The sequence below is a fragment of the Methylobacterium sp. J-048 genome, assembly GCF_022829515.1.
In the GTDB taxonomy this organism is placed as follows: domain Bacteria; phylum Pseudomonadota; class Alphaproteobacteria; order Rhizobiales; family Beijerinckiaceae; genus Methylobacterium.
The window spans coordinates 1-25,552 of record NZ_JAKSYL010000077.1 but is presented as its reverse complement, the minus strand read 5'-3'; the positions used below and the strand labels follow the sequence as shown (position 1 = coordinate 25,552).

General features: G+C 69.7%; 18 protein-coding genes and 1 pseudogene. 11 read left to right on the top strand and 8 right to left on the bottom strand.

All coding sequences use genetic code 11. The annotated features are described in order from the left end of the window. The first annotated feature begins 11 nt into the window (after positions 1 to 11). The gene (locus tag MKL09_RS04540) at positions 12 to 800 is read left to right on the top strand and encodes an SHOCT domain-containing protein (protein WP_244018345.1); all 789 of its coding nucleotides are present in this window, start codon (positions 12 to 14) and stop codon (positions 798 to 800) included. A gap of 216 nt (positions 801 to 1,016) precedes the next feature. Here MKL09_RS04540 and MKL09_RS04535 read toward each other — a convergent pair whose 3' ends face one another. Continuing rightward, positions 1,017 to 2,042, bottom strand: a complete 1,026-nt coding sequence (locus MKL09_RS04535) for an SIS domain-containing protein (RefSeq protein ID WP_244018343.1) — start codon at positions 2,040 to 2,042, stop codon at positions 1,017 to 1,019. Between the two features lie 201 nt (positions 2,043 to 2,243). On the opposite strand from MKL09_RS04535, the gene MKL09_RS04530 reads away from it, so the two are divergent. Beyond that, on the top strand, positions 2,244 to 3,686 hold the full coding sequence (locus MKL09_RS04530) for an FAD-linked oxidase C-terminal domain-containing protein (protein WP_244018341.1): 1,443 nt from the start codon (positions 2,244 to 2,246) through the stop codon (positions 3,684 to 3,686). Between the two features lie 72 nt (positions 3,687 to 3,758). On the opposite strand, the gene MKL09_RS04525 is transcribed toward MKL09_RS04530, so the two are convergent. From MKL09_RS04525 to MKL09_RS04505, 5 genes are all read right to left on the bottom strand, one after another. After that, complete coding sequence (locus MKL09_RS04525; RefSeq protein ID WP_244018339.1) at positions 3,759 to 6,542, bottom strand: EAL domain-containing protein; 2,784 nt, start codon at positions 6,540 to 6,542, stop codon at positions 3,759 to 3,761. Between the two features lie 208 nt (positions 6,543 to 6,750). Beyond that, entirely contained in the window at positions 6,751 to 7,302 is a 552-nt protein-coding gene (locus MKL09_RS04520; protein ID WP_244018338.1) for a MucR family transcriptional regulator, read from the bottom strand. 389 nt (positions 7,303 to 7,691) lie between these two features. After that, on the bottom strand, positions 7,692 to 8,900 hold the full coding sequence (locus tag MKL09_RS04515; RefSeq protein ID WP_244018336.1) for an ABC transporter permease: 1,209 nt from the start codon (positions 8,898 to 8,900) through the stop codon (positions 7,692 to 7,694). 349 nt (positions 8,901 to 9,249) lie between these two features. Then, entirely contained in the window at positions 9,250 to 9,756 is a 507-nt protein-coding gene (locus MKL09_RS04510; RefSeq protein ID WP_244018334.1) for a DUF4112 domain-containing protein, read from the bottom strand. An 81-nt stretch (positions 9,757 to 9,837) separates the two neighbouring features. Further along, positions 9,838 to 10,992: an aminotransferase gene (locus MKL09_RS04505; RefSeq protein WP_244018510.1), complete on the bottom strand. Its 1,155-nt coding sequence runs from the start codon at positions 10,990 to 10,992 to the stop codon at positions 9,838 to 9,840. A 332-nt stretch (positions 10,993 to 11,324) separates the two neighbouring features. Between MKL09_RS04505 and MKL09_RS04500 the strand changes: the two genes are divergently transcribed. The 8 genes from MKL09_RS04500 (at position 11,325) to MKL09_RS04465 (ending at position 23,802) form a co-directional block, all read left to right on the top strand. Continuing rightward, positions 11,325 to 11,504 carry a hypothetical protein gene (locus tag MKL09_RS04500; RefSeq protein ID WP_244018332.1) on the top strand — a complete coding sequence of 60 codons (180 nt, stop codon included), beginning with the start codon at positions 11,325 to 11,327 and terminating at the stop codon, positions 11,502 to 11,504. Positions 11,505 to 11,716: 212 nt separating this feature from the next. Then, on the top strand, positions 11,717 to 13,111 hold the full coding sequence (locus MKL09_RS04495; protein WP_244018330.1) for an MdtA/MuxA family multidrug efflux RND transporter periplasmic adaptor subunit: 1,395 nt from the start codon (positions 11,717 to 11,719) through the stop codon (positions 13,109 to 13,111). Positions 13,112 to 13,133: 22 nt separating this feature from the next. Then, on the top strand, positions 13,134 to 16,259 hold the full coding sequence (locus MKL09_RS04490; RefSeq protein WP_244018328.1) for an MdtB/MuxB family multidrug efflux RND transporter permease subunit: 3,126 nt from the start codon (positions 13,134 to 13,136) through the stop codon (positions 16,257 to 16,259). Continuing rightward, complete coding sequence (locus MKL09_RS04485; RefSeq protein ID WP_244018326.1) at positions 16,256 to 19,690, top strand: efflux RND transporter permease subunit; 3,435 nt, start codon at positions 16,256 to 16,258, stop codon at positions 19,688 to 19,690. Before MKL09_RS04490 ends, MKL09_RS04485 begins: the two co-directional genes overlap by 4 nt. 245 nt (positions 19,691 to 19,935) lie before the next feature. Then, entirely contained in the window at positions 19,936 to 21,429 is a 1,494-nt protein-coding gene (locus MKL09_RS04480) for an efflux transporter outer membrane subunit (RefSeq protein ID WP_244018508.1), read from the top strand. A 151-nt stretch (positions 21,430 to 21,580) separates the two neighbouring features. After that, a complete protein-coding gene (gene zwf / locus MKL09_RS04475) occupies positions 21,581 to 23,107 on the top strand; it encodes a glucose-6-phosphate dehydrogenase (protein ID WP_244018324.1) in 1,527 nt (508 codons plus the stop codon). 123 nt (positions 23,108 to 23,230) lie between these two features. Beyond that, the gene (locus MKL09_RS04470; protein WP_244018322.1) at positions 23,231 to 23,518 is read left to right on the top strand and encodes a CopG family ribbon-helix-helix protein; all 288 of its coding nucleotides are present in this window, start codon (positions 23,231 to 23,233) and stop codon (positions 23,516 to 23,518) included. Further along, entirely contained in the window at positions 23,515 to 23,802 is a 288-nt protein-coding gene (locus tag MKL09_RS04465; RefSeq protein WP_244018320.1) for a type II toxin-antitoxin system RelE/ParE family toxin, read from the top strand. The genes MKL09_RS04470 and MKL09_RS04465 overlap by 4 nt, the downstream gene beginning before the upstream one ends. Before the next feature lie 23 nt (positions 23,803 to 23,825). Here MKL09_RS04465 and rnhA read toward each other — a convergent pair whose 3' ends face one another. Together rnhA and thrB are read right to left on the bottom strand one after the other, a co-directional pair. Next, positions 23,826 to 24,299 (bottom strand): ribonuclease HI, encoded by a 474-nt coding sequence (rnhA, locus tag MKL09_RS04460; protein WP_244018318.1) that lies wholly within the window; start codon positions 24,297 to 24,299, stop codon positions 23,826 to 23,828. A 7-nt stretch (positions 24,300 to 24,306) separates the two neighbouring features. Further along, complete coding sequence (gene thrB, locus MKL09_RS04455; protein WP_244018316.1) at positions 24,307 to 25,272, bottom strand: homoserine kinase; 966 nt, start codon at positions 25,270 to 25,272, stop codon at positions 24,307 to 24,309. Between the two features lie 46 nt (positions 25,273 to 25,318). Between thrB and MKL09_RS04450 the strand changes: the two are divergent. Further along, positions 25,319 to 25,552: pseudogene (locus MKL09_RS04450) on the top strand (hypothetical protein); the annotation flags it as partial.

The window sequence follows — 25,552 nt, the reverse complement described above, 5'->3', positions numbered from 1 at the left end:
GGAGCTCGCCCATGGACCCGAAACCCTCGGTCCCGCCCGGCGGCACCGCCGCCCCCGATTCGTTCCTGGACGAGGGCGGGTTCGACCATGCCTCGGGCCTGCGCAGCGTGGCCGAGCGCCACGGCGTGAGCCTCGACGCGGTGCGCCATCTGGTCCAGGCGCTGGAGCGCGGGCACGGCACGATGGCGCAGTTCGACCATCCCGATCTCGGCGGGATGGGCCAGTGGTTTTCCGGCGGCATGGTGATGGTCGGCCGGATGTTCGACGACGGCCTGAAGGCCCGCGTCGACGCCCTCTGCACCGAGCTCTCCGCAGCGCTGCCCGCGGGCGGGTTCTCGGAGGCCGGCCCTGAATCGCGGCGCGGCGGCGGCGAGTGGTGGCCCGCCGGCCTGGGGGCTCCGGCGAGCACCGGCTCGCAGAACGGCATGCGCTACGCCTATTTCCCGGACACGCGGCGGCTCGCCATCGAATCGGGCTCCGGCATCGCGCTCTACGATACCGGCGAGCACCACATCTCCGGGGTGTCGCAGGCGAACGGCAGCCTCGACTTCACCGGACCGCGGGGCGTCGTGGCCCTCGACCGCCTGCGCCGGATCGAGGCGGAGACGGCCGCCCCCCGGCAGGTCGATCCGGCCGCACCGCCGGCCTCCCCCCCGCAGCCGGCCGCGTCCAAGCCGGAGGCGTCACCGTCCGGCGACGTGCTGGCGACGATCGAGCGGCTGGCGGAGCTGCACGCCCGGGGCGTGCTCACCGAGCGGGAATTTTCGGACAAGAAGGCGGAGCTGCTGGCGCGACTGTAATATTTTGACCCGCCAAATTCACTGGCTATCGAAATTTCGACAATCCTACCAACGCCCTCATCCTGAGGTGTGAGCGAAGCGAGCCTCGAAGGAGCCTTCCAGCCTGCCGCGCGATCCCTGGAAGCCTCCTTCGAGGCCTCCGCTCCGCTTCGGCACCTCAGGATGAGGGGGTTGGATGGGAGTATCCTCGGTTTAAGCCGGCCGGATACCGACCGTTCAGGCGATGCCGGCGCGCAGCAGGTCGTGGACGTGGACGATGCCCACAGGCCGGCCGTCCGTGACCGCGAAGACCGCGGTGATCAGCCGGCGGTTCATCAGCTCCAGGGCGGCCTGGGCGAGCTTGTGCGGCTCCACGGTGATCGGTTCGCGGGTCATGATCGCCGAGACCGGGGTGTCGAGGATCTCGGGTCCCATATGGCGGCGCAGGTCGCCGTCCGTGACGATGCCGACCAGACGGCCGGCGGCGTCGGTGACGCCGACGCAGCCGTAGCGGCGCGCGGCGATCTCGATCAGCACCTCGGACATCAGGGCGGTGTCGGAGACCAGCGGCATGTCCTGGGGGCCGTGCATCACCTGCTGCACGGTCTTGAGCCGGGCCGCGAGCGTTCCGCCGGGATGGAGGGTGTGGAAGCGCGCCGAGGTGAAGCCGCGCCGCTCCAGCAGCGCCACCGCCAGGGCGTCGCCGAGCGCCAGCTGGATCAGGCTCGAGGAGGTCGGGGCGAGGTCGTGCGGGCAGGATTCGCGCACCCGCGGCAGCTCCAGAAGCACGTCGGCGGCCTTGCCGAGCGTGCTGGCGCCGTTGCGGGTGATGGCGACCAGGGGAATCGAGAAGCGGCGGCTGAACCCGACGAGGTCGGACAGCTCCGCGGTCTCTCCGGACCAGGACAGGGCGACGATCACGTCGTCGCGGGCGATCATGCCGAGATCGCCGTGGCTCGCCTCGGTGGGGTGGACGAAGAAGGCGTGGGTGCCCGTGGAGGCCAGGGTCGCGGCGATCTTGCGGCCGATATGGCCGCTCTTGCCGATGCCGCTGACGATCACCCGGCCCTTGCTCTGCAGGATGGTCTGCACCGCCTCCTCGAAGGCCACGCCGAGCCGGCCCTGGAACGCCGCGCTGGTCTCCTGCAGGGCGGCGATGCCCAGCTGCAGGCTGCGGATCCCGACATCGCGGGTGGTGGCGAGGTTCGCGGCCGCGGAATCGTAAAGGTCGTCGCGCAGGGCGCTGGAGGCGGGAGCGTTCATCGGTTCCGTTCTGGACCCGTCGGGCGGATCCGGCGCCGCGAGCGGCGATGCGAAGCGAGGTTTTCGACGCTAGGGAGCCGTCATGGTTGAAATGTGACGCCGGGACGACATGCCGCCCCACTCTGTCCGCCGGACGGTTGAAGGCCCGCTCCAGCGGGTCCATGCTCCCGATACGCCAGATCGAGAGAGGGCCCGAGCCCCATGACCATCCGCTTCCCCGAGCCCGACCCCAAAATCCTCGCCCGGCGGGAGGCGATCCTGGCGGGCCTCGCGCCCCTGGTCGCCCCGGAAGCGCTGGTGACCAGCGAGGACGAGCGCCGGGCCTTCGAGACCGACGGGCTGACCGCCTACCGGCAGATGCCGCTGGCCGTGGTCCTGCCCTCGACCACCCGGGAGGTGGCGGCCGTGATGGCCTATTGCCACGCCGAGGGCGTCCGTGTGGTGCCCCGGGGGGCCGGCACGTCGCTGGCCGGCGGGGCGATCGCGCAGGGTGACGCGATCATCCTGGGGGTCGGCAAGATGACCCAGGTGCTGGACCTCGATTTCGAGAACCGCACCGCCCGGGTGCAGAGTGGGCTCACCAACCTGGCGATCTCGGGCGCGGTCGCCCATGAGGGCTTCTTCTACGCCCCCGACCCGTCGAGCCAGCTCGCCTGCACCATTGCGGGCAACATCGCGATGAATTCCGGCGGCGCCCATTGCCTGAAATACGGCGTGACCACCAACAACCTGCTGGGCGTCACCCTGGTGCTCAACGACGGCACCGTGGTGGAGGTCGGCGGCCAGCACCTCGACAGCCCCGGCTACGATCTCCTGGGCCTCATCTGCGGATCGGAAGGCCAGCTCGGCATCGTCACCGAGGCGACGGTGCGGATCCTGCGGGCGGCCGAGGGCGCGCGTCCGGTGCTGGTCGGCTTCTCGAAGGTCGAGGATGCGGGCGATTGCGTCGCCGCGATCATCGCGGCTGGCATCATCCCGGTGGCGATCGAGTACATGGACCGCGAGGCGATCCTGATCACCGAGGATTTCGCGAAAGCCGGCTACCCGCGCGACGCGGAGGCGATGCTGATCATCGAGGTCGAGGGTTCGGACGCCGAATGCGACGCGATGCTGGCCCGCATCGAGGCGATCGCCCGGGATTTCCGGCCGACCAGCCTGCGGGTCTCCCGCTCGGAGGCGGAATCCGCCGCGATCTGGAAGGGCCGCAAGTCGGCCTTCGGGGCCACGGGCCGGATCTCCGACTACATCTGCATGGACGGCACCATCCCGACCGGGCAGCTCGGGCCGGTGCTGGAGCGCATCGGGGCGATCTGCGCCGGCCACGGCCTGCGGGTGGCCAACGTGTTCCATGCCGGCGACGGCAACCTGCACCCGCTGATCCTGTTCGACATCAACAAGCCGGGCGAGTTGCAGAAGGCCGAGGCCGCCGGCGACGAGATCCTCAAGCTCTGCGTCGAGGTCGGCGGCTGCCTCACCGGCGAGCACGGTGTCGGCATCGAGAAGCGCGAGCTGATGCGCTTCCAGTACACCCAGGCCGACCTGGAGCAGCAGATGCGGGTGAAAGCCGTGTTCGACCCCGACTGGATGCTCAACCCCGCCAAGGTCTTCCCGCTGGAGGGACGGCTGGAAGCCAAGGCGGCCTGAGTCCCGGGATCCCAAAGGGCTCAGCCCTTTGGCGGGGTTCGGGGGCGGAGCCCCTGAGAGACCGGGGCTCCCTCAGGCGGCCACGCCGTCGCGGGCCTGCCCGGCCTCGGTCTTGCGCAGACTGCCCGAGGTCAGGGCCAGGATCGCGGCGAGGTCGGCCACCGGCGCGGGGCGGCCGAACAGGGTGCCCTGCAGCTCGTGGCAGCCTTCCTCGCGGAGGATCCGGGCCTGCTCGGGGGTCTCGACCCCCTCGGCCAGGACATCGATCTTCAGCGCCCGCCCGAGCCAGACCATGGCCCGCAGGATCGCGACGCTGCCGCCGTCGCGCGCGAGGCCGCGCACGAAGCCCGGGTCGATCTTGAGCCGGTCGAACGGGAACCGGTGCAGGGTGCCGAGGCTCGAATAGCCGGTCCCGAACTCGTCCATGGCGATCCGCACGCCCGCGGCACGGAGCGCGCCCAGGAGCGACAGGTTCGCGGCGTTGTCCTGCAGCAGGACCGCTTCGGTAATCTCGAGTTCGAGCCGGTCCGGGCTGAGGCCGCTGTCGGCGAGGGCCGCGCGCACGTCCGCCTCGAGTCCATCGTCGGCAAAGTACTGGGGCGACAGGTTGACCGCGACCCGGACCGAATCCGGCCAGGCGGCAGCCCCCCGGCAGGCGGCGGCGAGGATCCAGGCACCCAGCGGCCTGGTCAGCCCGACCTCCTCGGCCAGCGGAATGAACTCCGCCGGGCCGACATCGCCGTGCTCGGGATGGTGCCAGCGCGGCAGGGCCTCGAAGCCGTGCAGGGCCTGGCTGTGCGCCCCGACGATCGGCTGGACATGCAGGGTGAACTGGCCCTCGGCCAGGGCTCGGCTCAGGTCGGCCCCGAGTTGCCGGCGGCGCTGGATCTCGACATCCATGGCCGGGTCGAAGAAGCGCCAGGTGCCGCGCCCGGCAGCCTTGGCCTGGTACAGGGCGATATCGGCCTGCCGCAGGAGTGTGGCGGCGGTGCCGGACGCGTCGTCGGCACTCGCGATGCCGATGCTGGTGCCGATCGCGAGACTGTGGCCGTTCACGATCACCGGCGTTTCGAGCGCCGCGACCAGGCAGCGGGCCAGGCGCGCCGCGTCCGCCGGCAGGGCGGCCGTCCCCAGGACGATGGCGAACTCGTCGCCGCCGAGCCGGGCCACGAGGTCGTCGGGCGCCACGGTGGCGGCGAACCGGGCCGCCACCGCGCAGAGCAGGGCGTCACCGGCCGGATGCCCATAGGTGTCGTTGACGGTCTTGAAGCCGTCGAGGTCGAGGCACAGCACGGTCGCCGGCGCGCGCGCGTCGCAGCGGGCGAGCGCCGCGTCCATGCGCTCCTTCAGGACCAGGCGGTTCGGCAGGCCGGTGAGCGCGTCGTGCCGGGCCATGTGGGCGACCCGGGCCTCGCTCCGGCGCCGCTCGGTGACGTCCTCGTGGGTGCAGAGCCAGCCGCCGCCGGGGATCGGGGCGTGGACCACGTCGACCGCCCGGCCGTCGGCGAAATCGCAGGTCAGCGAGACCGGGTGACCCTGCGCGGCGGTGCGCTCGCAGGCCGCCACCAGGGCGCCGGCCGCCGCGGCCCCGAGGCCGTGGCGCGGGTCGGCCAGGTGATCGAGGAGGGCGGGCAGCGCGGTCCCGGGCCGGCGCAGAGGCTCGGGAACCGCGTACATCTCGGCGTAGCGCGCATTCATGACGATGAGGGCGCCGTCCCGGTCGAACAGGCACAGGCCCTGGACCATGTTGTCGAGGGCGATGCCGAACCGGGCATCCTGGAGGCGCAAGGCCCGCTCGCCGCGCTCGCGCGCCTCGGCCGCGGCCCGGGCGGCCTCGGACTGGGCGAGCCGCTCCTGGGCGCGGGCCTGCCGCCGGCCGAGCAGCACCAGCCCGAGCAGGCCGAGATCCAGCAGGATCGCCGCCGCGCCCACGATGGCCGCCTGCTGGCGCGCCGCCGCCAGGCAGGCCTCGGCGGTGCGGCTGACGCTGAGGACCAGCGGGTAGTTCTTCAGGGCACGGGCGGCGATGAGCCGATCCTGGCCGTCGATCGGGCTGACGGTGCGCGTGACGCCGCCCAGCGCGGTCCGTGCGGTGATCAGGGATGCGCCGGCCCGGGGGAAGATCCGGCCGATCGTCCCTTCGAGCTGCGGGTGCCGGACCAGCAGCATGCCGTCGTTGCGGAACAGCGACACGACGGCGTCGTCCGCCGGAGCGGTCTGGTCGTACAGGCCCTGGAAATAACCGAGTTCCACCGCGCCCAGGATCAGGCCGAGGAACGTGCCGTCCGGGGCCGCGACCTTCCGGGCGATATAGATCGTCCAGGCGCCGTCGCCCCGGTTCGCGACCGGCCGGCCCACGTAACGCTGCAGGTCCGGGTCGGCGGAGAGCGCCTTGAAGTAGTCCCGGTCGGCGATGTTGACGGTCGGAATCGGCCAGTAGCGGCTGAAGTTGAGCAGCCGTCCGGTCCGGTCGATCAGCGTGATGGCGTTCGCCTGCGGCAGCGCCGCGATCCAGGTCTGCAAGGCCGCGTGCATGGCCGGCCGGGAAGCCGCGTCGGCGTAATGCTCGGGCGTGGCGATTCCCGCCGTGCGGAACTCGGCCAGCACGGCGTCCTGGACCAACTCGATCGCCTGCAGGGCCCGGTCGGCCTGGTCCGACAGGATCGTGGCGAGGCCGCCGAGGCTGCGCTCATTGTCCTCGACCGCCCGCGTCTCCAGATGGGCGATGAACAGGGCGGCCGAGCCCGTGATGACCAGCGCAAGCCCGAGCGCCGCCCAGGTGCGCAGGTCGAAGGCGCGCCGCCAGCTGCACCGGGTCGCCCATGCGACGAGCGGAATATCAGACTTTGAACCCACCAGGACACGCTCGAATAACGCTCTATAACAGCGCTATAGTGTCTCCGTTAACGAGTTATTGTGTCGATGCGGAGATTGGCGGGCGTTTTTACAATCGTGTCGGGTGCGTGCTTCGCGCCGATAGGAATGTCGATCCAGCAGGCGGGCCAAGGGATCACGCGCACCTCCCTCCGCACCTGACGGCGCAGAGGAAGGTGCGGCCGAAGCCTCAGGCGGCCTCGACGGCCTTGCGGCTGGAGCGGCTCTTGGCGGCCGGGGCGGACTCGGTCTTGCGGCGGCCGCGAGCCGGGGCGGGAGTCGGCTCCAGATCGGTCTCGGCGTCCGACTCCTTGTCGGCCTGCTGGGACCGGCTGGGCTGGCCGAGGCCGAGGCTCTTGGCCAGGGCCGAGCGCTGCGCCGAATAGTTCGCCGAGGTCGTCGGGTAATCGGCCGGCAGGCCGTAACGCTCCCGGTAGGCCTGCGGGTCGAGGCCGTGCTTGGTCAGGTGGCGCTTCAGCGTCTTGTACGACTTGCCGTCGATGAAGCTGATCAGACCATCGGGCCGGATCGACTTGCGGATCTGGGCCGAGGTCGGCCGATCGACAGTGTCTCCAGCCGAGGTGGAAGGTCCGGAGGCGATCGAATTGAGCGCGTCGTGGATGCTCGCGATGAGCGACGGCAATTCGGTGGGGGGCAGGGAGTTGTTGGCGACATAGGCCGCGACGACGTCCACGGTCCGTTCGATATAGTGCACTTGGGATGCCGGCGCTTCTTCGGACATTCTCGCTTTCCCTGGGTTTGACGCTCGTTGAGGTAACCTCTTGCTGCGAGTTAAAACAGTCACCGAAAAAAGCAAGGTGACTCATACAATTCCCTGTGATCGATTGAAAGTTCAGGTCTACATCGACCGGTCACGGTTACAGGTTGAAGTTGCATTGGCGCCGTTATTCCGGCACTTGCGCAGCGCTTTATCCTGGCCCGGGCAACGAATGCTGCGGCGGGCCCGGAACCGGGTTTTCGTTGTCGGGAGAGACCGTTACGCCCTAGATCAACGGCTGCCCCGGAGTGTTTTGGCGCGACTTTCCCGGCCGCTCATCGGTCTTGCCGTGAAAACGCAAAATATTTTTGCAGGATCGTCGATCGCCTGTGGGTTCAAGGCCGGATCCGGCTTCAGGCGAAGGACTTGCGGGGATCGAACGCGTCACGAACTGCTTCGCCGGCAAACACAAGCAGGCTCAGCATCACGGCGATGACCAGGAACCCGGTGAGCCCGAGCCACGGCGCCGTCAGGTTGTCTTTGCCTTGAGCGAGCAGTTCCCCGAGGGAGGGGGAGCCCGGCGGCAGGCCGAAGCCCAGGAAGTCCAGGGAGGTCAGGGTGGTGATCGAGCCGTTGAGGATGAACGGCAGGAAGGTCAGCGTCGCCACCATGGCGTTCGGCAACAGATGAACCGTCATGATGCGCAGGTTCGACAGGCCCAAGGCCCGCGCGGCCCGGACATATTCGAAGTTGCGTGCCCGCAGGAACTCGGCGCGCACGACGCTGACCAGGGCCACCCACGAGAACAGCAGCATGATTCCGAGCAAGACGAAGAAGCCGGGCGCGATGAAGGCCGAGATGATGATGATCAGGTAGAGGGTCGGGATGCCGCCCCAGACCTCGATGAACCGCTGGAAGGCGAGATCGACCCAGCCGCCGAAATAGCCCTGCACGGCGCCGGCCACGACCCCGATCGCCGAGGAGACCGCGGCCAGGATCAGCCCGAACAGCACCGAGATGCGGAAGCCGTAGATCACCCGCGCCAGTACGTCCCGGGTGGTGTTGTCGGTGCCGAGCCAGTGCCACGGGATGTCGGCGCAGGTCGCGCCGCCGAGTTTTTCGGCCACCGGCTTGCACTGGGCGTCCGAGAGCATCCAGGTCGGCGGCGACGGCGACGGGGTGGGCAGGTCCTCGTTGATCGTGTCGTAGGAGAACCGGATCGGCGGCCAGAGCGCCCAGCCGTGCTCGGCGATCTCCTTGCGGATTTCGGGCGAGCGGAAATCGGTGACCGCCAGGAAGCCGCCGAATGTCTCCTCCGGGTAGTCGACCAGCACCGGGACCAGCCACTCGCCCTTGTAGGACAGGACGATCGGCCGGTCGTTGGCGATGAACTCGGCGAACAGGCTGAGGACGAACAGCGCGGCGAAGAGCAGGAACGACCCATAGCCGAGGCGGTTGCGGCGGAAATTGTCGAGCCGGCGCCGGGCGAGCGGCGACAGCCGGCCGTGGCCATCCGAGACCGGGGCCGGGAGCGGGACGGCCTCATCGGGCCGCAGGACGATCGGCTGGGCGCCCGGCATCGGGACGACCTCGCTCTCGCCGGGGCGCGCGATCTCGTTCATGGCCGCGGCCCCTGTCGAACTGGAAGACGCTCTCTGCCGCAGGAGCGATGACGTTCACACGTCGCCAATGGATTCGGGCTGCGGTCAAATGCACGCACGACTCCCTCCCCCCTTTGCCGAGGGTGGGCCGCGAAGCGGGTCGGGAGAGGGGGGCGACGGCGCAGGCGAAAGCGCCTGCGCGCACCCCTGCTGCGTCTCTTCCGGAAACCGGGTTCCCCTCTCCCGACCCCTGCAGACGCAGGGGTCACCCTCCCCCGCAAAGGGGGGAGGGCGAGCGCGTGCCCCGCGCGGAGGGGGACGAGCACGAGGCCAAGACCAGCCTCATCCGATCGCGACGCTCGAAACAGAATCAGGCGTCGAGGCGGGTCGCGGTGCCCTCGATCTCGTTCGGGCGGACGCCGCCGGTGCGCTCCATCCAGCGGCGCAGCAGGCGGACGTTGCGGCGGTTGGCCTTGAAGGCGGCGTCGAACAGGTCGCCCGCCAGCGGCACCACGCCGAGCAGCCCGTCGAAGGCGACGTTCAGCCCCATCCGGGCCACCAGCCAGCGCGGCGCGCCGAGGCGCTTGGCCTCGTAGACGATGAACGACGAGATCACCATGCCGGCCACGTCGCCGATCACCGGCACGAGGCCGATCAGCGCGTCGAACCCGACCCGCCGGTTGATCCCCGGGATCACGAAGGCCGTGTCCATGAAATGCGCCAGGGTCTCCAGCCGGGCGAGGCTGGCTTCCCGGTCGAGATCCGTCGACAGGAACGGCGGCAGGCGCCCAGAGGCGCCGCCGGGAAAAGTCTTGGCACCGGGAAAGGTCTTGGCGCCGGCGGCGGGACCGGTCCGGGAAGCCTGGGAGAAATCCATCGCGGGGATCCGTCGGAGAGCCATTACGACCAACGACGTGGCCCCCCCGGGGGATCCCCGCAAGGAACGCGCCTGCGACCATCATGCCGCACCCCCGGCGAGGCCCTGCATCCGCTCCAGGGCCGCATCCAGGGTGGCGTCGGCCTTGGCGAAGCACAGGCGCACGAGGCTGCGCACGGAGCCGTCCGGGTAGAACGCGCTCACCGGGATCGCCGCGACGCCGTGGCGGGTGACCAGCGCCTCGCAGAAGGCCACGTCGTCGGCGTAGCCGAGGCCCGCGATGTCGATGTTGAGGAACCACGTCGCCTGCGCCGGCAGGACCCGGAAGCCGAGGTCGCGCAGGCCGCCGGCCAGCCGGTCGCGGGAGGCGGCGTAGCCCGCCCGCATGGATTCGAACCACGGGTCCGGCTTGGCGAGGCCGTAGGCCACCGCGTCCTGCAGGTTGGGGGGCGTGGTGAAGGTGAGGAACTGGTGCGCCTTGGCCAGGACCGGCATCAGCCGGGCATCGGCCATCACGAAGCCGACCTTCCAGCCGGTGAGCGAAAAGATCTTGCCCGCCGAGCCGATCTTGACCGTCCGCGCGCGCATCCCCGGCAGCGCCATCAGCGGCTGATGGCGGGCGCCGTCGAAGACCACGTGCTCCCAGACCTCGTCGCAGATCGCGGTGACGTCGAAGCGCGTGCAGTACCGGGCGAGCAGTGCCAGGTCGTCCGCCGCGAACAGGGTCGCGCTCGGGTTGAGCGGATTGTTCAGCACCACCGCCCGGGTGCGCGGGCCGAACGCGGCGGCGAGCGCCGCCTCGTCGAGCCGGAAGGACGGCGGCTGCAGGGATACGATCCGCGGCACGCCGCCGGCCCGCTGCACCAGCGGTAGGTAGGCGTCGTACATGGGCGCGAACAGCACGACCTCGTCGCCGGGCTCGATCAGGGCCAACAGGGCGCCGGCCAGGGCTTCCGTGGCCCCGGAGGTCACCATCACCTCGGTCTCGGGATCGAGGGCGAGGCCCTGGTGGCGGGCGTAATGGGCGGCCACGGCCTCGCGCAGGGCCGGCAGCCCCATCATCGGCGGGTACTGGTTCCAGCCCTCGAGCAACGCCCGGGCGCCGCGCTCGCGCACGTCCGCCGGTCCCGGATCGTCGGGAAAGCCCTGCCCGAGATTGACCGCGTCGTGGGCGCGGGCGAGCCGCGACATGGTCTCGAACACCGTGGTCGGAAGGGCGGCGAAGACCGGGTTCATGCGGGGCGGGACGCCGCTTCGGGCGCAGCAGACGATGGGAGCATCGCCAGGATGTAGCATGGGGTCGGCGGCGTACGGAATGTGCGCGGCCGCACAGACCCGGCCGTCCCGGCGGATCGGGCCGCTGACGAATGTTGACATTCATCAGTCGTAACGTAGGTTCGTCTCACGGCCGGAGCGGCGCTCTAGCCGGCGGGGCTTTGCCCCCTCGCTCCGTCAGCGAGATGCCGCTCCGGTCCTCGTCAAAGGGTCACCGATCTCCGGATCGGTGGCCCTTTTCGCATGAAGGAGGCCGATCGGCCTGGTAAGGGTCCGGCTGACGGGATGCGACCATGCGGACGACACGCTGCCTCCTCCTCGCCCTGCTGATCGCCGGAACCGGCCTTGCCCTCCGGCTCGGCCTGCCGGTCGCGCCCGTGGACGCGCCGTTCCGCGCGGTGCTGAAGGCCTATGCGGCACCGGATCCGTCCGCCGCGGAGCCCAGCAACACGGCTGAAACCTCGGCGCCCTAGTGACGGCACATTGGCCGGGCATCCAGCACCTGCCCGGCGACGGAATATGCCGCAGCGGCCCGACGCCATCCGGCCCGTATAGCCGCTTAGGCCGATGCGACCGTCCGGGCCGCGAAGCATCGGGCGGCCGGGACATGCGCCATGGGGGCGTGCACAGCGAGGGATAGGGTACCGCCGGTCGCGCAGGCGTCCGGCATGTGCTCTAGTCAGGCATGAACGAGAGTTCACCGATCCGCACCGATAGGGCACGCGCCTACCAGCCCGGCGAGGCGCCGGCGCGCGATGTCCGCACGCGGCGCTTCCGGCCGATCCGCTGGCTCGTGATCCTGGCCCTGCTGGCGGGCGCCGGGGCGATCGGCCATCGCTGGTACGAGGCGCGCACCGACAAGGCCGCCGAGCCGGCCACGGCCCACAAGGGCGGCGGCCGCGGCGGCCGGCACGGCGGCGGGGACATGCCGCAGGCCGTGGGCATCGCCGCGGTCACCACCGGCGACATGCCGGTGGTGCTCCAGGGCCTCGGCACCGTGACGCCGCTCGCCACTGTGACGGTGAAGTCGCAGATCAGCGGCTACCTGATGGCGGTGAAGTTCCGCGAGGGCCAGGCGGTCAAGGCCGGCGACGAGCTCGCCCTGATCGATTCCCGGCCCTACGAGGCGCTGCTCGCCCAGTACCAGGGCCAGCTCGCCCGCGACCAGGCCCTGCTGCAGAACTCGAAGCTCGACCTGCAGCGCTACCAGACGCTGAACCGGCAGGATTCGATCTCGAAGCAGAACGTCGACACGCAAGCCGCCCTGGTCAAGCAGAACGAGGGCACGGTGGCGGCCGACCAGGCGCTGGTCGATCAGCAGAAGCTCAATATCGCCTACACCCACATCACCGCGCCGGTGGACGGGCGGGTCGGCCTGCGGCAGGTCGATCAGGGCAACTACATCTCGGCCGCCTCCACGGCGATCGTGGTGGTGACCCAGCTCCATCCGATCTCGGTGATCTTCACCCTGCCGGAGGACGACGTCTCCCGGGTGATGCGCCAGGTCCGGGCCGGCGCCAAGCTCGCCGTGCGCGCCTACGACCGCGGCGACGCCCACCAGATCGCGGTCGGCACCCTCGACACGGTCGACAACCAGATCGACACGACCACCGGCACGGTGAAGCTGCGGGCCCTGTTCGACAACGCCGACGAGGAGCTGTTCCCGAACCAGTTCGTGAACGCCAAGCTCACCGTCGACACGGTGCGGGCGGCGACGCTGGTGCCGAATTCCGGCCTGCTGCAGGGCACCCCCGGCACCTACGTCTACCTGATGGACGGGGACGCCAAGGTCACGGTCCGGCCGATCAAGACCGGTGAGACCGACGGGACCAACACCGTCGTGGCCTCCGGCCTGAAGCCGGACGACCGGATCGTCACCGACGGCACCGACCGGCTCAAGGACGGCGCCGAAGTCCGGATCACCGACGGGGCGCAGGCTTCGGGCGCGACCGGCGCGGTCACGGGGGCCGACGACAAGCCGGGTGCGAAGCCGGCTGACGGGCCGAACGGGGCAGCCGAGACCGCCCCTCCGGCGGCTCCGGAGGGCGGCCGCCGGCACGGGCGCCGGTCGGCACAGTGAGCTCGGCCATGGTGCGCCTGCCATGAACCCGTCCCGCCTCTTCATCCTCCGTCCGGTCGCCACGACGCTGCTGATGCTGGCGATCCTGATCGTCGGCGGCGTCTCGTACCTGAACCTGCCGGTCTCGGCGCTCCCGGCCGTCGACTACCCGACAATCCAGATCCAGACCTTCTATCCGGGCGCGAGCCCCGAGGTGATGACCTCCTCGGTCACGGCGCCGCTGGAGCGGCAGTTCGGCCAGCTCGCCAACCTCAACCAGATGACCTCGCAATCCTCCGCGGGCGCTTCGGTCATCACGCTGCAGTTCAACCTGGACCTGCCGCTGGACATCGCCGAGCAGCAGGTCCAGGCGGCGATCAACGCCGCCGGCAACCTGCTTCCGTCGGACCTGCCGGCGCCGCCGATCTACGCCAAGGTCAACCCGGCCGACACGCCGGTCCTGACCCTGGCGCTGACCTCCAAGACCATGCCGCTGACCCAGGTCCGGGACCTGGCCGAATCGCGCCTGGCCCAAAAAATCAGCCAGGTGGCCGGCGTCGGCCTCGTCAGCATCTCGGGCGGCCAGCGGCCGGCCGTGCGGGTGCGGTTCAACGCCCGGGCGCTCGCCGCCTACGGGCTGAACATCGACGACCTGCGCACCACCATCACCAACCTCAACGTCAACACTCCCAAGGGCTCGATCGACGGGCCGAAGCAATCCTACGCGATCAATGCCAACGACCAGATCCGCGACCCGAAGGCCTACAAAGCGGCGATCATCGCGTATCGCAACGGCGCCCCGGTGATGCTTTCGGAGGTCGCCGACGTGGTCGAGGGGCCGGAGAACACCAAGCTCGGCGCCTGGGCCGACGGGACGCCGGCGGTCATCCTCAACATCCAGCGCCAGCCGGGCGCCAACGTCATCGCCACCGTCGACAAGATCAAGGCGCTGCTGCCGCAGATGCAGGCGAGCCTGCCGTCCGCCGTCGCGGTGGTGCCACTCACCGACCGCACCACCACGATCCGGGCCTCCGTGGATGACGTGCAGTTCGAGCTGGGGCTGGCGATCGCGCTGGTCGTGCTGGTGATCTTCCTGTTCCTGCGCAGCCTGTCGGCGACGCTGATCCCGAGCCTGTCGGTGCCCCTGTCGCTGATCGGCGCCCTGTCGGTGATGGACCTCTACGGCTTCTCCCTCGACAACCTGTCGCTGATGGCGCTGACCATCGCCACCGGCTTCGTGGTCGACGACGCCATCGTGGTCATCGAGAACATCGCCCGCCACGTCGAGGCGGGCGATTCGCCCCTGGAGGCGTCCCTGAAGGGCTCGCGCGAGATCGGCTTCACCATCATCTCGCTCACCGTCTCGCTGATCGCGGTGCTGATCCCGCTGCTGTTCATGGGCGACGTGGTCGGGCGCCTGTTCCACGAATTCGCGATCACGCTGGCGGCCACCATCGTGATCTCCGCGGTGGTCTCCCTGACCCTGGTGCCGATGCTGTGCGCGCGCCTGCTCAAGCACGCCCCCGAGGCCCAGATCCGCCGCCGCGAGGGCGTGTTCGCCCGCGCGGGCCGGCGCGCCACCGACGGCACGATCGCCGCCTACGGCCGCGCGCTCCAGGTGGTGCTGAACCATCAGGGCCTGACCCTGCTGGTGGCCCTCGGGACCCTGGTCCTGACCGTCTACCTGTTCGTGGTCATCCCCAAGGGCTTCTTCCCGGTGCAGGATACCGGGGTGATCCAGGGCATCACACAGGCCGACCAGTCCGTCTCCTACGGCGCCATGGCCGAGCGCCAGCAGCGGATGGCCGCGCTCGTCCTGCAGGATCCGGACGTCGCCAGCCTGTCCTCGTTCATCGGGGTCGACGGTCAGAACGTCACGCTCAATTCCGGCCGGATGCTGATCAACCTCAAGCCGCGCGACCAGCGGACGGAGTCGGCCGGCGCGATCATCCGGCGGATCAATGCGGCGACCCGGGCCGAGCCCGGCATGCGCCTGTACATGCAGCCGGTCCAGGACCTGACCATCGACACCGCGGTCTCGGCGACTCAGTACCAGGTCATCCTCGAGACCCCGAACCTGAACGATTTCGAGACCTGGGTGCCGCGCTTCACCGAGGCCCTGGCGAAATCCCCCGTGGTCGCCGACGTGGCGAGCGATCATCAGGCTCAAGGCCTGGCCGCCTACGTCACCATCGACCGGCCCACCGCGGGCCGCTACGGCATCACGCCGGCGACCATCGACAACGCCCTCTACGACGCCTTCGGCCAGCGGATCATCTCGACGATCTTCACCCAGTCCAACCAGTACCGGGTGATCCTCGAGGCCGACCCGACCCTGCACACGACCGTGCGCAGCCTCGAGACGATCTACCTGCCGTCCTCGACGGCGACCAACGGCCAAGTGCCGCTCTCCGCGGTGGCGCGGATCAGCGAGCGGCGGGCGCCCCTGCTGATCTCGCATCTCGGGCAGTTCCCCGCCACCACGGTGTCGTTCAACCTCGCACCCGGGGCGGCCCTCGGGCAGGCGGTCGAGGCGATCGAGCAGGCCAAGGCCGCGATCGACCTGCCGCCCTCGTTCCGGGTGGTGCCGCAGGGCTCGGTCTTCGTGTTCCAGTCGGCGCTCAGCAACGAGCTGTTCCTGGTGCTCGCGGCGATCATCACCGTCTACATCGTGCTGGGCGTGCTCTACGAGAGCTTCATCCACCCGATCACGATCCTGTCTACCCTGCCGTCGGCCGGCATCGGGGCGCTGCTCGGCCTGATGCTGTTCGGCCTGTCCCTCGACATCATCGCGGTGATCGGCATCGTGCTGCTGATCGGCATCGTCAAGAAGAACGCGATCATGATGATCGACTTCGCGCTCCAGGCCGAGCGCGAGGACGGGCTCGATCCCCGGGAGGCGATCTTCCAGGCCTGCCTGCTGCGCTTCCGTCCGATCCTGATGACGACGCTGGCCGCCCTGTTCGCCGCGGTGCCGCTGATCCTCGGCACCGGCGTCGGCTCGGAGTTGCGCCAGCCGCTCGGCATCTGCATCGCCGGCGGCCTGATCGTCAGCCAGATCCTGACCCTGTTCACGACCCCGGTGATCTATCTGGCCTTCGACCGGCTGGAACGCCGGATCGCCGGGCGGCGGGCGCCGGATGTCGCGGGCGGCGAGGCGCTGCCGTGAACATCTCCGAGCCGTTCATCCGCCGGCCGGTCGCGACCACGCTGCTCACGATCGGCGTGCTGCTCGCCGGCCTGTTCGCGTTCCTGAAGCTGCCGGTGGCGCCGCTGCCGCAGATCGACTTTCCGGTGATCCTGGTCCAGGCGCAGATGCCGGGCGGCTCGCCCGAGACCATGGCGACCACCGTGGCGGCGCCCCTCGAACGGCGGCTGGGTGCCATCGCGGACGTCAACGAGATGACCTCCACGAACGCGCTCGGCTCCACCCGGATCGTGCTGCTGTTCGGGCTGAACCGCGACATCGACGGGGCGGCCCGCGACGTGCAGGCGGCGATCAACGCGGCGCGCGCCGACCTGCCGGCCTCGCTCCGGCAGAATCCGACCTATCGGAAGTTCAACCCCGCCGACACGCCGATCATCATCCTGGGCCTGACCTCGGAGACGCTGACCCGCGGCCAGGTCTACGATTCGGCCGCCACCGTGGTGCAGCAGAAGCTGTCGCAGCTGCCCGGGGTCGGCAACGTCGATATCGGCGGCTCGTCCCTGCCGGCGGTGCGGGTCGAGCTCGATCCCACCGCCCTGTTCAACTACGGCATCGGCCTGGAGGGCATCCGGGCGGCGCTCGCCTCGGCCAACGCCAACTCGCCCAAGGGCGAGATCGATGCCGGGGGCCGGCGCTACCAGCTCTACGCCAACGACCAGGGCCGCAAGGCCGAGGATTACCGCGACATCATCGTGGCCTACCGCAACGGCGCCGCGGTGAAGCTCACGGATGTGGGCCAGGTGCTCGACGGCGTCGAGGACAAGCGCAACCTCGGCATCGTCAACGGCAAGGCCGGGGTGCTGCTGTTCGTCTACAAGCAGCCCGGCGCCAACGTGGTCGAGACCATCGACGCCGTGAAGAAGGCGCTGCCGCAGCTCACCGCGGCCCTGCCGGGCGGCATCGACATCAAGCTCACCGGCGACCGCAGCGCCACGATCCGGGCGTCGCTCGCGGCCACCGAGGAGACGCTGCTGGTGGCGGTCGGCCTCGTGATCCTGGTGGTGTTCGGCTTCCTGCGCTCCGGCCGGGCGACCCTGATCCCCGCGGTGGCGGTGCCGATCTCGATCATCGGCACCTTCTCGGCGATGTACCTGCTCGGCTATTCGCTCAACATCCTGTCGCTCACCGCCCTGATCATCGGCACCGGCTTCGTGGTCGACGACGCCATCGTGGTGCTGGAGAACGTCCAGCGCCACATCGAGGAGGGCAAGCCGCGGCTGCAGGCGGCCCTGATCGGCGCCCGGGAGGTCGGCTTCACGGTGATCTCGATGAGCCTCTCGCTCATCGCGGTGTTCCTGCCGATCCTGCTGATGGGCGGCCTGATCGGCCGGATCTTCCAGGAATTCTCCGTCACCCTGTCGCTGTCGATCCTGATCTCGCTGGTGTTGTCGCTCACGACGACACCGATGATGTGTGCGCGGCTGCTACGGGCCGAGGGGCACGGGCGCCCGGCGGGACGCCGGCCGAACGTTTTGATCCGCGGCCTCGAAGGCAGCTTCTCCTGGCTGCTCGACGGCTATGCCCGGACGCTCTCCGTGGCGCTGGCCCATCCGCGCATGGTGCTGCTGAGCCTGCTCGCCACGGTGGGGCTCAACGTCTACCTCTACGTCATCGTGCCGAAGGGCTTCTTCCCCGAGCAGGATACCGGGCAGATGATGGGCGGCATCCAGGCCGACCAGCGCATCTCGTTCCAGTCGATGGAGGCCAAGCTCCGGCAGGCCACCACCATCGTGGGCGCGGATCCGGCGGTGGAGAGCGTCGTCGGATTCACGGGCGGGCGCGGCACCAACTCGGCCAACGTGTTCATCGGGTTGAAGCCGATCGGCGAGCGGGCGCCGATCTCGGAGGTGATGGCGCGGCTGCGTCCGAAGCTGGCCCAAGTCGCGGGCGCGCGGCTCTACGTCTTCCCGCGCCAGGACCTGCAGATGGGTGGCCGCCAGAGCTTCGCCCAGTACCAGTACACCCTCCAGGGCGACACCGCCGAGGAGCTGTTCGCCGCCGCCCCGAAGCTGGTCACCGCCCTGCAGAAGGATCCGACCTTCGCGGACGTCACCTCGGACCAGCAAGAGGGCGGGCTGGAGACCCGGGTGGTGATCGACCGCGCCACCGCGTTCCGCTACGGCATCACCCCGAACAAGATCGACAACACCCTCTACGACGCCTTCGGGCAGCGCCAGGTCTCGACCATCTACAACCCCCTGAACCAGTACCACGTCGTGATGGAGATCGCCCCGCGCTACCTGGAATCCCCCGAGACGCTGAAGCAGATCTTCGTCTCGACCTCCGGGGGCAACGCCCCGGGCTCGGCCACCACCAACGCGGTAGCCGGCACCGTGGCGGCGGCGGGCGGCGTCAACACCAACGCGGCCACTGGCACCAGCAGCCCGGGGAGCGCCGCCGCAGCCCCGACGGGGGCCACCACCGCCACGGGGGCGGTCGGCGGTGCGTCGACCGGTGCCGCCGCGGCGGCCGCCACCAGCACGGCCGATGCGTCCTCGAACGCCGCCGCGATCGCGTCCGATTCCGCGCGCAACGCCTCCTCCAACGCCATCGCGGCGAGCAAGGGCGGCGCCTCCTCGAGCGCGCCGGTCTCGGCCGCCAAGGAGACCATGATCCCGCTCTCGGCCTTCGCGCGGATCGAGCCCGGCAGCGCCCCCGTGCAGGTGAGCCACCAGGGCCTGTTCGTCGCCACGACGATCTCGTTCAACCTCGCGCCGGGCAAGAGCCTGTCGGACGCCACCGAGGCGATCGACCGGGCGACGTCATCCCTGCGGCTGCCGGCCACGATCCACGGCGAGTATGCCGGCGCGGCCAAGAACTACGTGGCCTCGGCCTCGCGCCAGCCGCTCCTGATCCTGGCCGCGATCCTGGCGGTCTACGCGGTGCTCGGCATCCTATACGAGAGCTTCGTGCACCCGCTGACGATCCTCTCGACCCTCCCGTCGGCCGGCGTCGGCGCGGTGCTGGCCCTGCTGGTCACCGGCACCGAATTCACGATCATCGCGCTGATCGCGGTGTTCCTGCTGATCGGCATCGTGAAGAAGAACGCGATCATGATGATCGACGTGGCGATCGATGCGGAGCGGACCCGGGGCGCGAATCCCGTGGACGCGATCCGCGAGGCCTGTCTCGTGCGCTTCCGGCCGATCATGATGACCACGCTGGCCGCGATGCTCGGCGCCGTGCCGCTGATCCTGGCCACCGGCGAGGGGGCCGAGCTGCGCCGGCCCCTCGGCATCGCCATCGTGGGCGGATTGATCGTGAGCCAGTTCCTGACCCTGTACACCACCCCCGTCGTCTACCTGACCCTCGACCGCCTCCGGCACCGGGTGCTCGCCCGCCGCCGCGGCGCCGGGCCCGGCGGCGCAGCGGCACTGCCGGCCGGAGAGTGATGCGTCCGTTTTCACGTGAAACACCGGCGGCACCCGCGCGCACAATTTTCCCTCCCCCCTCTGCGGGGGAGGGTACCCTGCGCAGCAGGGGGGGCCGGGACGAAGTCCCGCGAGAGGGGCAGCGCGACGGTTCAGGACGTGTCGCCCGTCGCGACCTCTTCGGCACCGTCGCTCCCCTCTCCCGACCCGGCCTGACGGCCGGCCCACCCTCCCCCGCAGAGGGGGGAGGGAGAGGCGCGCGAGGGCTGCGTCGCGCCTTCCTCCTCCTCCCCCTCATCCCCGCCTTGACGGGCTGCGTGGTCGGCCCCGACTACACCCGCCCCTCCGTGGAGACGCCGCTCGCCTACAAGGAAGGCGGCCAGCGCGAGGACAGCCCGGCCGTCGTGGTGGCGCGGAAAAAGGGCTGGCGCGAGGCCCGGCCCAACGACGCGGTCGAGCGCGGCGACTGGTGGCGCGTGTTCAGGGACCCGACCCTCGATCGCCTGATCCGCCTTGTCGATGTCGACAACCAGTCCCTCCGGCAGGCGGTGGCGAATTACCGGCAGGCGCGGGCCCTGGTCGCCTCGGCCCAGGCCGCCCTGTACCCGACGGTGGTCGGAGCCCCGAGCATCACCCGGACCGGCAGCGGCAGCACCGTGCGCACCAGTGCTTCGCTGCTCGGCCAGGCGAGCTGGGAGCTCGACCTGTTCGGCGGCACCCGCCGGAACATCGAGAGCGAGGCGGCGCTGGCCCAGGCCGACGCCGCCACGATCGCCTCGACCCGCCTGACCATCCAGGCCGAAATCGCCGCCGATTATCTCACCGTCCGCTACGCCGACGCCCTCCAGAAGGTGCTCGACGAGAACGTCGCGAACTTCAAGAAGACGCTCGGCATCACCGAGAACCAGTACGCGGCCGGGGTGGCGGCCCGCTCCGACGTGATCACCGCGCAGACCCAGGTCCAGACCATCGAGGCCCAGGCCATCGCGATCCGGCTGACCCGGGTCCAGTACGTCAACGCCATCGCCACCCTGATCGGGCGCCCGCCCTCGGAGGTCTCGATCCCGGTGGCCGGCATTGCCCGCAACCCGCCGCCCGTGCCGGTCGGGATCCCGTCCGACCTGCTCGAGCGGCGTCCGGACGTGGCCCAGGCCGAGCGCCTGGTGCAGGGGCAGAGCGAACGGATCGGCGTGGCCGTGGCGGCCTTCTTCCCCACGGTGACGATCTCGGCCCAGGGCGGCGTGTCCGGGCTGACCCGCAATGGCCTGTTCTCGGCCGCCAACCAGGTCTGGTCGACGACGGCGGCGGGAACCGAGGTCCTGTTCGACGGCGGTGCCCGCACGGCGGCCGTCCGCTCGGCCGAGGCCGGCTACGACGCCGCGGTGGCCAATTACCGGCAGGTGGTGCTCGCCGCCCTGGCGGAGGTCGAGAATCAGATGGCGGCCCTGCGCATCCTGGGCCTGCAACAAGGCGCCCAGGACGCCGCCGTCGAGTCCTCACGTAAGGCCGTGGAGATCACGCTGAACGAGTACCGGGCCGGCACGCAGAACTTCACCACCGTGGTGACCGCGCAGGGCCTGCTCGTCTCCAACGAGATCAACGCCCTCCAGGTCCGGCTCAACCGCTTCACCGCGGCGGTCACGCTGATCCGGGCGCTCGGCGGCGGCTGGGACGTGCGCTCCCTGCCGAGCGATGCCGAGTTGAAGGGCCCGACCCTGCCGATCGACCAGGGCGGCCAGGCCGTCCGCGTGGACGAGTAGCTTATCGAGGCTCCGCCCCGAGGCCCCGCCAAAGGGCCGAGCCCTTTGGGATCCCGATTTCGGGCCGGGCTCCCCCCTGGAGCCGGAACGGGCATTGCTACGGCGGGTTGTCACGCCGATTTGCTGCACCGCAGCCGGATGGGAGCCAGGAATGGCCGAGCAGACGATAGCCCTCAAGGACGATGCGGCCAGCGGCACCAAGCCGGCCCCGCCCTGCACGCTGGTGATCTTCGGGGCGGGCGGCGACCTGACCAAGCGCCTGCTGATGCCCTCACTCTACAACCTCGCGGGAGCCGGGCTCCTGCCGGAGGGTTTTTCGATCCTGGGCGTCGACCATTCGGACGGCACCGACGAGTCCCTGCGGGACAGCCTCACCAAGACCATGGAGGCGTTCAGCAAGGACCCGACCTCGGAATTCCACGCCGACCACATCGACCCGAAGAGCTGGGGCTTCATCCGCGACCGGCTGCACTACCTAAAGGGCGATTTCGAGAAGCCCGAGACCTTTGCGGCGGTCAAGGAGAAGGTCAGCGGCAGCGCGGTGTTCTACTGCGCGGTGGCGGCCCGGTTCTTCGGCACGATCGTCGACGGGCTCGGCCAGGCCGGGCTGCTCAAACAGGAGAACGGCGATTTCCGCCGGGTGGTGATCGAAAAACCGTTCGGCTCCGACCTCGCCTCCGCCCGGGAGCTCAATGCCCGGATCCTGAAGCAGGGCGACGAGACGCAGTTCTACCGGATCGACCACTTCCTCGGGAAGGAGACGGTCCAGTCGATCATGGCGTTCCGCTTCGCCAACGGCCTGCTGGAGCCGGTCTGGCGGCGGGAATACATTGACAGCGTCCAGATCACCGCGGCCGAGACCGTGGGCGTCGAGGAGCGCGGCGGCTTCTACGAGCCGACCGGGGCGCTCCGGGACATGGTGCCCAACCACATGTTCCAGCTGCTCTGCATGGTCGCCATGGAGCCGCCGAACTCCTTCGACGCCGAGGCGGTGCGCTCGGAGAAGGCCAAGCTCGCCGAGGCCGTCCGGCCGATCCCCCCGGAGGACGCGGTGCGCGGCCAGTACAAAGCCGGCACGTCGGAGGGGCGCGACGTCCCGGGCTACCGCGACGAGCCGCATGTCGCCAAGGATTCAGTCACCGAGACCTACATCGCCCTGAAGCTCAACATCGAGAACTGGCGCTGGGCCGGGGTGCCGTTCTACGTCCGCACCGGCAAGCGCATGACCGGGCGGCGCACCGAGATCGCCGTGCTGTTCAAGCCGGCCCCGTTCAAGATGTTCGAGGACACGCCCAACGCCGATCTCGGCCCCACGGTGATGCGGATCATGATCGACCCGGACCACGGGGTCGGCACCGAATTCAACGTGAAGGTCCCGGGCCCGGAGATGAAGATCGGCCGGGTGAGCGCGGCGTTCCGCTACAAGGACTTCTTCGCCGACCAGCCGAATGTCGGCTACGAGACCCTGCTGTACGATTGCATGATCGGCGACGCGACCCTGTTCCAGCGGGCCGACAACATCGAGGCCGGCTGGGCGGCGGTCGATCCGTTGCTCAAGGGCTGGCCGCAGGCGGACGTGAAGCCCTATCCGGCCGGCAGCACCGGGCCGAAGGAAGCCGACGAGCTCCTGGCCCGGGACGGCCGCCACTGGCTGGGCCTCGACGGGAAGACGGATTGAGAATCGGAGAGCCATGCCGGATCTGACGATCATGTGGTCGGATCCGGCCGTTTTCCGACCGATCGTGTCGTGCTAGCCTCCGGCTATCTTGGAGAGATCCCGTCGAGCAGAGGGACGGCGACTTTGGGCGAAGCGACGTTCACCTTTCAGGTCGATGAGACACTGAAGAACGAGTTCTCTCAGGTCGCACAAGATCGCGACCGTAACGGCGCCCAGCTGTTGCGTGACTTCATGCAAGCCTACGTCCAACAGCAGCGGGACGAAACCGAGCACGACGCGTGGTTTCGCCGGCAAGTTCAGATCGGGTTGAAGTCCGCCAATAGCGGCCGTGTGATCGCCGCCGAAGAGGTCGAAGCGCGGTTCGCGGCCAGGCGGGCAACCACACAGCGACGGCTCGATGCCTCGAAATGAAGGCGTTGATCTGGACGCTTGAAGCGCTTCAGGACCGCGACGCCGTCTACGATTACATTGAGGCCGACAATCCAGCGGCTGCCATCGCGTTCGATAAGCGGTTCACCGAGACGTCCGCCCGCTCGGTGAAGCATCCCGCACTCGGCCGGCCGGGACGTGTCGCAGGCACTCGGGAGTTGATCGTCCACCGCAGGTACATCATCGTCTACGACGTCGATGATGTCTCCGTGCGGATGCTTCGGGTCTTGCACGCCGCCTTGCAATGGCCGCCCCGGTCGAGCTGAGTTCCGGGATCTCCAAACTGATCTCAGCGCCGCTTGAACGGCAGCATCGCCGCCACGGCGAGCGCGTCGACCCGGTTGTTCAGCGGGTCGCTGGCATGGCCCTTGACCCAGTGCCAAGCCACCTCGTGGCGCTCGCGGGCGGCGTCGATCCGGCGCCAGAGGTCCTCGTTCTTCACCGGCTTCTTGTCGGCGGTGCGCCAGCCCCGGGCCTTCCAATTGTGGATCCAGCTGGTGACGCCCTGGCGCAGGTACTGCGAGTCCGTGAACAGGTCGACCCGGCAGGGGCGCTTGAGCGCCTCCAGGGACTCGATCGCCGCCAGGATCTCCATGCGGTTGTTGGTGGTGAAGGCTTCGCCGCCCGACAGTTCCTTCTGGGTGTCGCCGAAGATCAGGATCGCGCCCCAGCCGCCCGGGCCGGGATTCCCCGAGCAGGCGCCGTCCGTGTAGATCTTCACCCGCGTCGGCTCGGCCGCGGTCTCGGTCACGTCGTCGCTCATTCCATCCTCAAGCCTGCCGCCCGTAATCGCGCGCGTCCCGCGCCTGGCGGTGGAAGGTGAGCCGGCGATCGAACTCCCGCGGGTCCTTGGGCTTCACCAGGGCGCCGGGCGGTACGTTCAGCCAATCGACCAGGCGGGTCAGCATGAAGCGCAAAGCCGCGCCCCGGCACAGGATCGGCAGCGCCGCGACCTCCGCGGGCTCCAGCGGCCGCACCGCCTCGTAGCCGGCGATCAGCGCCGCCGCCATGTCCCGGTGGAAGCGGCCGTCGGCCTCGAAGCACCAGGCGTTGAGGCACACCGCGAGGTCGTACGCGAAGGCGTCCGTGCAGGCGAAGTAGAAGTCGATCAGGCCCGAGAGGGCGTCGCCGATGAAGAACACGTTGTCGGTGAACAGGTCCGCGTGGATCACCCCGCCCGGCAGGTTTTTGGGCCAGGAGGCTTCGAGGAGCGCGAGGTCGGCGCGGGTCCGCTCCGCCAGCCCGGGCTCGACCGAATCGGCCTGGGCCTCGGCCTGCGCGAAGAGCGGGCGCCAGGATTCCACTGAGAGGCTGTTTGCGCGCATCATCCCGAAATCGGCGCCGGCGGCGTGGAGTTCGGCCAGCGCCCGGCCCAGTTCCCGGCAATGCCCGACGCCGGGTGTCTTGACCGAGACGCCCTCCAGGAAGCTGACGATGGCGGCCGGCCGCCCGCAGAGCTGGCCGAGCGCCGTGCCGGCCCGATCCCGCACCGGCTGCGGGCAGGCGAGGCCGCGGGCCGAGAGGTGCTCCATCAGCCCGATGAAGAACGGCAGGTCGCCCGCCCGCACCCGCTTCTCGTAGAGGGTCAGGATATAGGAGCCCTGGGTGGTGTGGAGGAAGAAGTTGGAATTCTCGACGCCCTCGGCGATGCCCTTGAAAGAGAGCAGGCTGCCGATGTCGTAGGCGGACAAAAACTCGGAGAGCGCCGCGTCGGATACCTCGGTGTAGACGGCCACGTGTTCGCGCTCGGGTTCGGGATTCTTCTGGGCGTTGGGATCGCCGATGAACGTCGGCGAAGCCGACGTCGATCCCAGGCTTCCCACCCATGCCCCTCATCCTGAGGTGCTGCGCGATCCTCGATCGCGCAGCCTCGAAGGAGGCTTCCAGGGATCGGGGCGGGATCTGGAGCCCTCCTTCGAGGCCCGCCGATCTTCGATCTCCGGGCACCTCAGGATGAGGGTGTGGGTTGGAAGAACCTACTCGGCGGCTTCGCTGCGCAGCTCGCGCGGAAGCGGG